11 protein-coding genes and 1 pseudogene are annotated in these 10,023 nt (G+C 64.1%); 4 read left to right on the top strand and 8 right to left on the bottom strand.

Annotation, left to right across the window (positions count from 1 at the left end; all coding sequences use genetic code 11):
• The 4 genes from QZY06_RS16920 to QZY06_RS16905 form a co-directional block, all read left to right on the top strand.
• Nucleotides 1–485, top strand: a 485-nt coding sequence (locus QZY06_RS16920; protein ID WP_295686245.1) for an ATP-binding cassette domain-containing protein, incomplete at its 5' end; no start/stop codon positions are given.
• A complete protein-coding gene (locus QZY06_RS16915) occupies nt 482–1,441 on the top strand; it encodes a PQQ-dependent catabolism-associated beta-propeller protein (RefSeq protein ID WP_295686244.1) in 960 nt (319 codons plus the stop codon). The genes QZY06_RS16920 and QZY06_RS16915, both read left to right, overlap by 4 nt.
• A gap of 8 nt (nt 1,442–1,449) precedes the next feature.
• Entirely contained in the window at nt 1,450–2,649 is a 1,200-nt protein-coding gene (locus QZY06_RS16910; RefSeq protein ID WP_295686242.1) for an ABC transporter substrate-binding protein, read from the top strand.
• Nucleotides 2,646–3,452: an ABC transporter permease gene (locus QZY06_RS16905; RefSeq protein ID WP_295686240.1), complete on the top strand. Its 807-nt coding sequence runs from the start codon at nt 2,646–2,648 to the stop codon at nt 3,450–3,452. The genes QZY06_RS16910 and QZY06_RS16905 overlap by 4 nt, the downstream gene beginning before the upstream one ends.
• A gap of 70 nt (nt 3,453–3,522) precedes the next feature.
• On the opposite strand, the gene QZY06_RS16900 is transcribed toward QZY06_RS16905, so the two are convergent.
• From QZY06_RS16900 to QZY06_RS16865, 8 genes and pseudogenes are all read right to left on the bottom strand, one after another.
• Nucleotides 3,523–4,092 carry a PepSY domain-containing protein gene (locus QZY06_RS16900; RefSeq protein ID WP_295686238.1) on the bottom strand — a complete coding sequence of 190 codons (570 nt, stop codon included), beginning with the start codon at nt 4,090–4,092 and terminating at the stop codon, nt 3,523–3,525.
• A gap of 214 nt (nt 4,093–4,306) precedes the next feature.
• Nucleotides 4,307–4,765 carry a hypothetical protein gene (locus QZY06_RS16895; RefSeq protein ID WP_295686236.1) on the bottom strand — a complete coding sequence of 153 codons (459 nt, stop codon included), beginning with the start codon at nt 4,763–4,765 and terminating at the stop codon, nt 4,307–4,309.
• A gap of 124 nt (nt 4,766–4,889) precedes the next feature.
• Nucleotides 4,890–6,194, bottom strand: coding sequence for a magnesium transporter (locus QZY06_RS16890; RefSeq protein WP_295686234.1), 1,305 nt, complete (start codon nt 6,192–6,194; stop codon nt 4,890–4,892).
• On the bottom strand, nt 6,191–7,063 hold the full coding sequence (locus QZY06_RS16885; RefSeq protein ID WP_295686232.1) for a CBS domain-containing protein: 873 nt from the start codon (nt 7,061–7,063) through the stop codon (nt 6,191–6,193). Before QZY06_RS16885 ends, QZY06_RS16890 begins: the two co-directional genes overlap by 4 nt.
• Complete coding sequence (locus tag QZY06_RS16880) at nt 7,056–7,925, bottom strand: mechanosensitive ion channel domain-containing protein (protein WP_295686231.1); 870 nt, start codon at nt 7,923–7,925, stop codon at nt 7,056–7,058. The genes QZY06_RS16885 and QZY06_RS16880 overlap by 8 nt, the downstream gene beginning before the upstream one ends.
• A gap of 203 nt (nt 7,926–8,128) precedes the next feature.
• Nucleotides 8,129–9,277: a pyrroloquinoline quinone biosynthesis protein PqqE gene (pqqE, locus tag QZY06_RS16875; protein WP_295686230.1), complete on the bottom strand. Its 1,149-nt coding sequence runs from the start codon at nt 9,275–9,277 to the stop codon at nt 8,129–8,131.
• Complete coding sequence (gene pqqD / locus QZY06_RS16870; protein WP_295686228.1) at nt 9,270–9,572, bottom strand: pyrroloquinoline quinone biosynthesis peptide chaperone PqqD; 303 nt, start codon at nt 9,570–9,572, stop codon at nt 9,270–9,272. Before pqqD ends, pqqE begins: the two co-directional genes overlap by 8 nt.
• Nucleotides 9,565–10,023, bottom strand: a pseudogene (locus tag QZY06_RS16865) (hypothetical protein); the annotation flags it as partial. The gene pqqD and the pseudogene QZY06_RS16865, both read right to left, overlap by 8 nt.

Here is a 10,023-nt window from a genome sequence, read left to right as displayed (position 1 = left end):
TGACCGTCACCGGCAACCTGCGCTTTCATTCGTCCTTGCATGGTCTCGGCGCGGAAGGTCGCGCACGCATTCCGCAACTGCTGGTCGATGTCGGCCTCGCAGGTTCGGAAGACAAGACCTGTCGCAGCTTGTCCGGCGGCAATCGTCGCAAGGTCGAACTGGCGCGGGCACTGCTGCACAAGCCACGGCTGCTGCTGATGGATGAAGCGACCGTCGGCCTTGATCCGGCGTCGCGGACCACGCTGATGGCGCTGGTCAAGCAGCGCTGCCGCGACGAAGGGCTGGCCGTGCTGTGGGCCACGCATCTGGTCAACGAAGCCGAGCAGGCCGATCGCGTTTACGTGCTGCATAAAGGCAGAAAACTCGCTGAAGGCACGCCGGACGAAATCGTCGCCAGCGCTGCCTGCACCACCCTGGAAGAAGCCTTCCTGAAAATGACGGGTCCGGCGCCTGGCGCTGGCAAGCCCGAGGAGAAAGCCGCATGAAGAACACGCTCATTGCCCTTGCACTGGTCACTGCGTTGCCTGTCGCCCAGGCAGGGAAGCTTTATGTCAGCGGCGAAAAAGACAACGTCGTTACCGTGTTCGACAGCGCCAGCTTGAAGGTACTGAGCAAGGTCAAGACCGGTGACAAGCCGCGCGAACTGGTGTTCTCGCCGGACGGCAAGAAACTCTACGTCGCCTGTGGCGAAGGCAGCCGCATCGACATCATCGACACGGCCACCGACAAGGTCGTCGGCAAGCTCAACGTCGGCGAAGACCCGGAGCGCTTCGTGTTCAGCCCAGACGGCAAGACGGTCTGGGCAACGCTCGAAGAAGACGGCCTGGTCTCTGCTACCGATGTCGCCAGCGGCAAGCGCCTGGCCGAAGTGCCGGTTGGTGAAGAGCCGGAAGGCATCCTGATGACGCCGGACGGCAAGACCGTCTACGCAACCTCCGAAGTCGCCAATACCGTTCACGTCATCGACGTGGCCACCAAGGCGATCAAGGCGAATATCTCGGTCGGCAATCGGCCGCGTCGATTCGCGCTGACCGCCGATGGCGCGCAGCTCTGGGTATCGAACGAACTGAGTGGCACCCTCTCGATCATCGATACCAAGACCAACGCGGTGATCGGCGAAATCAAGTTCGAGCCCAAAGGCTTCCGCGCCGAAGACATCACGCCTGTCGGCATCCTGATGACCAGGGACGGTTCGACGGCTTACGTGACCATGGGCAGCGCCAATCACATCGCCAAGGTCGACGTGAAATCGCGGACGGTAAAGGGCTATCTGCTAACCGGTGGCCGTCCCTGGGGCATCGCGCTCAGCAAGGATGAAAAGACGCTGTACGTGACCAATGGCCAGTCCGACGACATGGCGGTGATCGATACCGCCGACTTCAAGGTCACCAAGGCCGTGCCTGCCGGGCGCGTGCCGTACACCGTCGGCGTTCTCGAATGAGGCACACAATGATTCGTACGCTGGCCCTGTCCGCGCTGGCGCTGCTGTCGGCGCTGCCGCTGGCGCGCGCTGCCGATACGCCGTTCAAGATCGGCTATCTCGAATGGTCCGACGATCCGCGCTACCGCATCGAGCGAACCAAGGCCCAGTTTCCACTGCAGCCCTGGGGCCGGCCGGTTTCGGGCGCGGAGCAGGCGATCAAGGAAACCTCGTTCGCCGGCGCCCAGTTGAAACTCAAATTCGAGCTGGACAAGCGTGAAGGCGCTGATGCCGCTGCGCTCGCCGAAGCGGTCAAGGCGATGGTCGCGGCGGGTACGCATTACGTGATCGTCGATGCCGATGGCCCGGTGCTCGCCGATCTCAGCAAGCGCACTGCCGCTCTGCAGGTAACGCTGCTGAACATCTCGGCCCAGGACGATGCGCTGCGCGGTGCCAGCTGCAGCAGCAAGCTTCTCCATGTGATCCCGAACCAGGCAATGCTGACCGATGCCCTGGCGCAGTACCTGGTGCTGCGGCGCTGGGCGAACATCTTGGTACTGAAAGGACCGAACCCGGCCGATGAGGCTTTCGCCGCTGCCTGGACGCGCTCTGCGAAGCGTTTCGGCCTGAAGATCGTCGACACCCGGCCGTTCAAGCTCGGCCTCGATCCACGCGAGCGCGAGCTGAACAACCTGCAATTGCTGACCGGTTCGAAGGACTACGACGCGGTGTTCATCGCCGATGCCGATGGCGAGTTCGCCCGCAACGTGCCGTATCAGACGGCGAAGCCGCGAGTCGTCGTCGGCGCGTCCGGCCTGGTCGCCGATGCCTGGCACTGGTCCTGGGAACGCGATGGCGCGCGGCAGCTGAACAATCGCCTGATCAAGGCCGCGGGCCGTCAGGTCACGTCCTATGACTGGGCGGCGTGGATGGCAGTCAAGAGCGTGGTCGAAGCGGTGGTTCGTGCCGGCACGCCGGACTACACGAAGAGCTACGCCTATCTGCGTGGGCCAGACATCGTGCTCGACGGCTTCAAGGGCTTCCGCATGGGTTACCGCCCCTGGGATGGCCAGCTGCGTCAGCCGATGCTGCTGAACACCGGCAACTGGGCGATCGCGATCGCGCCGATCGAGGGTTTCCTCGATCCGCTCAACAACCTCGACACCTTGGGCTTTGACGCCAAGGAAACGGCCTGTCCGAAAGCGCAGGCCTTTGGAGCCATGAAATGAGAGCAGGACACGCGCTGGAAGCGCTGGGCGCGATCAGCTTTCGCGAGCTGCGCAAGTTCATGCAGCAGCGTTCGCGGCTGCTGTCGGCGCTGGTCCGGCCGCTGCTCTGGCTGGTGGTGTTTGCAGCCGGCTTCCGAAATGTTTTCGGTGTGGCGGTGATCGAACCGTATTCGAGCTTCATCGAGTACCAGGTCTATGTCGCGCCTGGCTTGCTGGGGATGATCTGCCTGTTCAACGGCATCCAGTCCAGCCTGGCGATGGTCTACGACCGCGAGATGGGCATGATGAGGTTGCTGCTGACTGCGCCGCTGGCACGCGCCTATCTGCTCGGCTGCAAGCTGGTGGCCGGCACCTTGCTGTCGCTGGTGCAGTGCTATGCCTTCCTGATCGTCTGCGCCTTGTTTGGCGTCGATCTGCCCTGGAGCGGCTGGCTGTACGCGTTCCCGGCGCTGCTGCTCGGCGGTTTGATGCTCGGCGCGCTGGGCTTGCTGCTCAGCGTCTACATCAAGCAGATCGAGAACTTAGCGAGCACGATGAATATCTTGATCTTCCCGATGTTCTTCATGTCCTCGGCGCTGTATCCGCTGTGGAAGCTGAAGGAGTCCGGTGCCGAGTGGCTGTACTGGGTGTCGAGCGTCAACCCGTTCACCCATTCGGTGGAGCTGACCCGCTTCGCGATGTACGGCCAGCTGAATCTCACCGCGCTGGCGGTGACTGGCGGCTCGGCGCTGGTGTTCTTCGTCTGGGCCGCCTACGGCTATGACCCGCAGCGCGGGATGGTCAAGAAGCGCGCTCAGGCCTGATTCCGAGTGGCAGAAACAAGAAAGCCGCCGGGGCAAGCGGCGGCTTTCGAGTGCAGCGATCAGCCAGCGATCAGACGCCGCCGATTTCCAGCAGTTCCTTCGACGATTCGACGATCTCGCCGCTGGTCGCGTCGACTTCGACGCGGTAGTCGCCTTCGGCGGTCTTGATGTCGAACTCGTAAGACGCCTTGCCATCCGGCTCCAGTTCGAATTCGACTCTCTCGACGGTGCCCGGCTTCGATTCCAGCGCCTTCACCTTGGCGGCGGCTTCATCGATCTTGGCGAGCGCGGCGAATGCCGGATCGGCAGCCGTGGCGACGCGCACTTCGGTTTCGACGATGGTGCCAGCGGTGTCGGAGCATTCGATATCGAACAGCTTGCCATCAGCCTGCTTGATTTCGAATTCCCAGACCCGGCCCTCGGTCTCCTGCTTCAGCGTGGCCTGCAGCAGTTCGCCCGGTGCCTGGGCCAGCACGGCCTTGGCGCAGCTTTCGATGCCGGCATTGCTGCTGGCAACGGCGGCAGCGGATGAGCCCGCGCTGATTTCCAGCGGCGCAGGTGCAGCCGGTGCTTCGCTCTTGTTGCAGGCAGCGAGCACGAGTACCGCCGCGGCAGCGGCGATCAGTTTCATATTCGACATTCAGCAGTCCCCAATTTTGATGGCGACGAGAACCGTCGCGCTGCGTAATTCTAGTGCCTAAGCCCGAGTCCCGAACCGGAAGAACTCCCGATCGTCAGGACTCGGGAATCTGGCCGATTGACTTGAGCGTCAGGTTTCAGACTGGAAAATGAGCTTCTGGCGCGGACTTCTGCTCAACAAGCCCAGCCTGCTCATCAAAGTCTGCTCATCAAACTCAGTGATCGTGCCTGTCCCGGCCGGGACCCTTGTCGGGACCATGGCCGCGGCCACGATCGGGGCCGTGATCGTCATGGCCGTGGTCATGATCACGACCACGGTTGTCGCCGCGATGGCCTTCGCGCTCGCGGTAGCGCGGCACGTAGACATCGTTGTACCAGCGGTTGTCGACGAAGTAGACCGGCCGGCCGCAGGCGTCATAGCGGCCGCAGTAGCGCCTCCAGTCCTTGCGATAGTTCGGCGGCACGCGGACATAGACCGGCTGTTCGACCACGCGATGGCGCTCGATGATCACCGGCTGCGCGTAGATGACCCGGGGAGGTGGATAGTCGTTGACGTCGAGACGGCCGTAGAAATCCGGCTGGCCGATGTTGATGGATACGCCGACATTGGCGGCCATCGCCGGCACAGCGGCGGTAAGCAGCACGACGGCAGCCAGCACTGATTTCAGGTTCATCGGATGTCTCCTCGGTATGGGTTCAGGGTCCTCGGCCACCTGCTTCATGAGCAAGTGATCGAGTCCCGATGTGAGGAGACTAGAGAGTGGGCCTTAACTGGCCCTTAACCTTTCAGCAAGATGTTCAGAGCAGTCTCGAGAACAGCGTGGCGATGCTGAGGAACGAGAAGAAGCCGACGACATCGGTGACCGTGGTCAGGATGATCGACGAGGATTGCGCCGGGTCCTGACCGAAGCGGCGCAGGGTAATCGGCACCAGCGCACCGGCAAAACCCGCGGCGATCATCGAGATCACCATCGCCGTGACGATCACCAGCACCAGCCCGAACGAACGGCTCCAGATATAGACGCCGATCGCCGTGGTGGCGGCGATGCCGAGGCCGTTCAGCAAGCCGACGCTGACTTCCTTCATCACCACTCTCGGCCAGTGACGAATACTGATTTCACGCAGCATCAAGCCGCGCATGGTCACGGCCAGTGCCTGGGCGCCGGCGTTGCCGCTCTGGCCGGCGACCACCGGCAGCAGCACCGCGAGTGCGGTGAACTTGGCGATGATGTCTTCAAACATGCCGACCACCGAGGCCGCCAGGAACGCGGTCAGCAGGTTGATCTGCAACCACGGCAGCCGCTTGGCAACGGCGAACAGCGGCGACGAAAGCGCGCGCTCGTCCTTGCTGGCGCCGACCATGGTCTGGATGTCGAGGCTGGTTTCTTCCTGGATCGCGCTGACCAGTTCGGCCTGATGGATGACGCCGATCAGCCGGCCGCTGAAGTCGATCACCGGCAGTTCGGTGAGGTTGTCGTGCTGCTCGAGTAGCTCGACGACTTCCTCGCGCGGCACGCTGTCATCCACGGCCGCGATGATCGGCTGGCGCAGATCGGCCAGCCGCTGATCGAGATCGGCGAGCGCAAGATCCTGGATTTCGACTCTGCCTTCGAGCTGCCCGTCTTCGTTGACGAGATAAATCTCGCGGACGCTGCGGCGTCCGGTGCGGCGCAGGCGGGCCAGCGTTTCGGCCACCGGCAGCGCGGCTTCGAAGGCGAGGAAGCGTGGGTCCATCAGCGCGCCGGCGGAGTCCGGCTGGCGCGCCATGCTGGTCCGCAGCTCATCGGCGATTTCCGGGTTCAGCAGCGCGAGATAGGTATCGCGTGCGTCGACATCGAAACGGCCGAGCAGGGCAACCGCTTCGGTGGGCTCCAGTTCGCTGAGGATGTGTCGCGCCAGCTTGGCCGGCAGCGCTGCCAGCACGGTACGTTCGATATCGCCGGTGAGACCGCGCCAGACCGGGATCAGCGCGTGGATCGGCTGTTCGCCCAGCACGGTGGCGATGTCCTGCGGCGGCAGACGCTCCAGTCGACGTGCCGCTTCGCGCGGATAGTCGAGCAGAAAGCGCAGGGTCAGAGCGGCGGTGGCGGTGTCAGCACTCATCGGGGCTCAGGGCGCTCATCGGGCGATATGGCGCGCGTCGTGGTCGGCAGCCAGGACACCAGCACTTCGATCAAGCCAGCGACGGCGTTCCAGTAACCGCCGGCCACCAGTGACAGCGCATCGCCGGGTGTCGCCGGCTGGTCCTCGGGATCGCGCTCCGGGCCGCTCGCGGTGGCCAGCGCGGTCTGCCAGAGGACGCCGGCGAAACGCTCGCCGCGTTCGACCACCGGCAGCGCGCGAGCGCTGGCCCAGCCTGGATGATCGTGCAGGGCGCTGATCAGCGCCTGCGCCGGCACCGTGACTGGCGGCGGCTGCATCAAACGGCGCAACGGCGTGTCGGCCGCGGCGCGCAGCAGATCGACCATCGGCACCACGCCGATCAGGCGCTGCTCGCCGTCGACGATGTACAGCGCATCCTGCTCGTTGCCGGAGTTGCGCAGATGATCGATCGCCTGTGCGCAGCGGATATCTTCGGTCAAGGCCAAGGCATGCGGATCGGCCCAGGCACCGACGGTGTTCTCGGGATAACCGAGCAGCAGCCGAAAGGCCACCGCAAGCGGCGCCGGCAACTGGCCGATCAGCACATCGGCGCGCGTCCTCGGCATCTGCCGCAGCACGGCGACACCGGCCTGCGGGCCGACTGCGCGCAGCAGGCCAGCCGCGCGGTCGTCGCCAAGACGATCCAGCGCCCGCGCCGCGAACAGCGGCAGCATCTGGCGAATCACCGGCGCCGCCAGCCGCAACGGCACGCTGGCCAGCAGATCGGCAGCGGCGGTTGGCGTCAGCCGCTCGAGCACCCGTGCAGCATCGCGGGGATGCGCTTCCAGATAGGCCAGCGACAGGCTGCCGATGGGGCTGGGGCTAGCCATTGCGCGCCTCGGGATGGGTATCGAGGCTACCGTCCGGACGCTCGATCAGCAGCACGATCGGTGCTTCGTTGAACAAGCGCGCGGGCAGGCTGACCCGGCCGTCCGTGGTTTCCAGCACCAGGCTGGTGTTCGACATCTCGAGAATCTTGCCCTCGAAGCCCTCGACGCGAACCTGCTGGCCGATCGAGTAGGTCTGGCGCAGGTAATGGCTGCCGATCAGGTTGGCGACATAGCTGCGCGAGCCGAGGCTGACCGACAACGCTGCCGCGCCCACCAGTGCCGCAATGACCACCACGGCCATGACCACGATGAAGGTGACGCGGATGCCGATCTGGTCGGCACCGACCAGGACCGCGGTGATCAGGATCGCCGCCTGCACCATGCGGCCGAGCATCACGCGCTGCGCCGGGTCGTCGGCGATCGGCGCGGCTTCCACCAGTTGCCGGGCCATGCGGCTGACCAGCACGCCGACGACGATGATCAGCGCGCCGGCCGCCATCGTTGGCACGTAGGCCACAAGCTGGCCGAGCCAGGCGGTGAACAGCGCAAGGCCAAGCACCTCGGTGGCGGCAGTGACGAAGAACAGCATCACCAGCCAGAACAGGATGCTACCCAGCACCCGTGCCGAGACCATCGGCAGGCGTACGCTGGAGCCGTTACGGGCAATCGAGGACTGAGACAGGACGCGTTCGGCCGTCGCCACCAGCTGCGTGCCGATGGTGCGCAGCACTCTTGCCACCAACCAGCCGACCAGCAGCAGTACCAGGGCGCCGACCAGCTTGGGCAGGAAGTGCGAGGCCTTGCCGAGGAACGTCGACAGCACGTCCTGCAGCGCAGTGCTCCATTCGGCTAACAGGGTCAAGGCGAGAAACTCCTCCGGGTGGGCACGGAGTGGACAGCGCCTGAGGAGAAACCGTCAGGAATCCAGCCAGCAGTTTGGCGGAGCTGTCACGACGCCGCGCGACGATCGAAGGTCGAACTTAGCACAGGCACCGAGCTCAGCCGTAGGGCGGCCCATGGCCGCCGGCACCCTACGATGAGGGGGCACGGCGGTCGCGGCCCGGCCTACCTGGTCAACTCAGCGAGTTTGATCGTATGCCGATCCGAATTCTTCGGATTGCGGAAGATGATCGGCTTCTCGATCGTCGTGATCCGCGCCGACGAGATCGCTTCATCGACCAGATGCCGGAGCGGCGACTTGTCGCAGACTGGATCGGTCGCCGCCGCATCGCCGGTGAACTGGAAAGCCTGACAGCGGCAGCCACCGAAGTCCTTCTCTTTCTCCGGACAGGACGCGCAGGGCTCCTTCATCCAGGCGTTGCCGCGAAAACGGTTGAAGGCATCCGAGGTCTGCCAGATCTCCTTGATCGACGAGGCCTGCACGTTCGGAAATTCGAAGCCGGGCAATTGCCGCGCGGCGTGGCAGGGCAGGGCCGTGCCGTCCGGCGTCACCAGCAGGAACACCGAACCCCAGCCGTTCATGCAGGGCTTCGGACGCTTTTCGTAGTAGTCCGGCACCACGAAGTAGATGTCCATCTTGCCCTTGAGCCGGGCCTGATATTCGTTGGCCACGATTTCCGCTTCACGCACCTGTTCGAGCGTCGGCAGCAGACGATCACGATTGAGCAGCGCCCAGCCGTAGTACTGCGTGGTCGCCAGTTCGACGTAATCGGCTTCGAGTTCGATCGCCAGATCGAGCATCTCGCGTAGCCGATGCAGGTTGTCCCTGTGCAGCACGAAGCACAGCACCATCGGAAAGCCGGCGGCTTTGACGGCACGGGCCATGTCGACCTTGTGCGCGTAAGCACGCATGCCGGCGATCTCGTCGTTCTGGTTCGCTTCCGAACTCTGGAAACTGACCTGGATGTGATCAAGGCCGGCTACTTTCAGCGAGCGCGCACGTGCGGCATCCATGCCGATGCCGGAGGTGATCAGATTCGAGTAGTAGCCGAGCTTGGTCGCTTCGGTGACCAGCACTTCGAGGTCCTGCCGAACCAGCGGTTCGCCGCCGGACAGGCCGAGCTGCAAGGCGCCCATCTGTCGCGCGTCACGCAGCACGCGCAGCCAGGTTTCGGTATCCATGGTCTTGCCGTGGCCGGCGTAGTCGACCGGGTTCGAGCAGTAGGCGCACTGCAGTGGGCAGGCATAGGTCAGCTCCGCGAGCAGCCACAGCGGCGGCTTGATCAGCGGTATCGCCGACGTTGAACTAGGCAATCCACCCTCGTGCATGAGCGACCTCCAGGAAACTGCGTACATCGGCCGTCAGGTCCCCGTCTTCCGGGAACATCCGGTTCAATTCCGCCGCGATATCGATCACGGTCCGTTGGCCATCGACCTGCTTGAGAATCATCGCTGCCGATTCGCTCAGCTGTACCACGCCTTCCGGGTACAGCAGCACATCGCAGCCCTGCACCTGCTCAAACTGGATGCGGTGGCCGCGCGCCAGTTTCAGCGAGCCATCGTGCAGCGGTTTGTAATCGGTCGCGTATTCGACCTTGCCTTCAGACATGGTCCGCTCCCCGGATTTCCCGCGCCGTCATGCCTTGCTGAAAGCCTGGCACGCAGTGATAAGGCGGTTCGTTCCTCACGTAGGCCAGGCTCATTGCATCGAGCATGGTCCACAGGATGTCGAGCTTGAACTTCAGCAGTTCCAGCGCGCGTTCCTGCTCGGCCCGGGTCACGAACAGATCCAGTGTCAGACCGAGGCCGTGCTGCACGTCGCGATGCGCTTCCTGGACTCGGCCCTTGAAGTAATCGAGGCCGCTGCTGTCGATCCACGGATAGTGCTTCGGCCACTCGCTGATCCGTTCCTTGTGGATGCTCGGCGCGAACAGTTCGGTCAGCGACGAGGCCACGCCTTCCTGCCAGGACGCGCGGCGCACGAAGTTCACATAGGCATCCACCGCGAAGCGCACGCCGGGCAGCACGTAGCGATGCGAAACGATATCGGCGCGCTGCAG

Origin of the sequence: uncultured Nevskia sp., assembly GCF_903885465.1 — a bacterium.
In the GTDB taxonomy this organism is placed as follows: Bacteria; Pseudomonadota; Gammaproteobacteria; order Nevskiales; family Nevskiaceae; genus Nevskia.
The sequence above is the reverse complement of the archived record's forward strand: the minus strand, read 5'-3'. Positions and strand labels throughout refer to the sequence as shown.

What these genes read in the sequence shown, in the direction of transcription:
- QZY06_RS16915 (WP_295686244.1), top strand. Translation starts at nt 482, where the DNA reads ATGAAGAACACGCTCATTGCCCTTGCACTGGTCACTGCGTTGCCTGTC.
- QZY06_RS16910 (WP_295686242.1), top strand. Translation starts at nt 1,450, where the DNA reads ATGATTCGTACGCTGGCCCTGTCCGCGCTGGCGCTGCTGTCGGCGCTG.
- QZY06_RS16905 (WP_295686240.1), top strand. Translation starts at nt 2,646, where the DNA reads ATGAGAGCAGGACACGCGCTGGAAGCGCTGGGCGCGATCAGCTTTCGC.
- QZY06_RS16900 (WP_295686238.1), bottom strand. Translation starts at nt 4,092, where the DNA reads ATGTCGAATATGAAACTGATCGCCGCTGCCGCGGCGGTACTCGTGCTC.
- QZY06_RS16895 (WP_295686236.1), bottom strand. Translation starts at nt 4,765, where the DNA reads ATGAACCTGAAATCAGTGCTGGCTGCCGTCGTGCTGCTTACCGCCGCT.
- QZY06_RS16890 (WP_295686234.1), bottom strand. Translation starts at nt 6,194, where the DNA reads ATGAGTGCTGACACCGCCACCGCCGCTCTGACCCTGCGCTTTCTGCTC.
- QZY06_RS16885 (WP_295686232.1), bottom strand. Translation starts at nt 7,063, where the DNA reads ATGGCTAGCCCCAGCCCCATCGGCAGCCTGTCGCTGGCCTATCTGGAA.
- pqqD (WP_295686228.1), bottom strand. Translation starts at nt 9,572, where the DNA reads ATGTCTGAAGGCAAGGTCGAATACGCGACCGATTACAAACCGCTGCAC.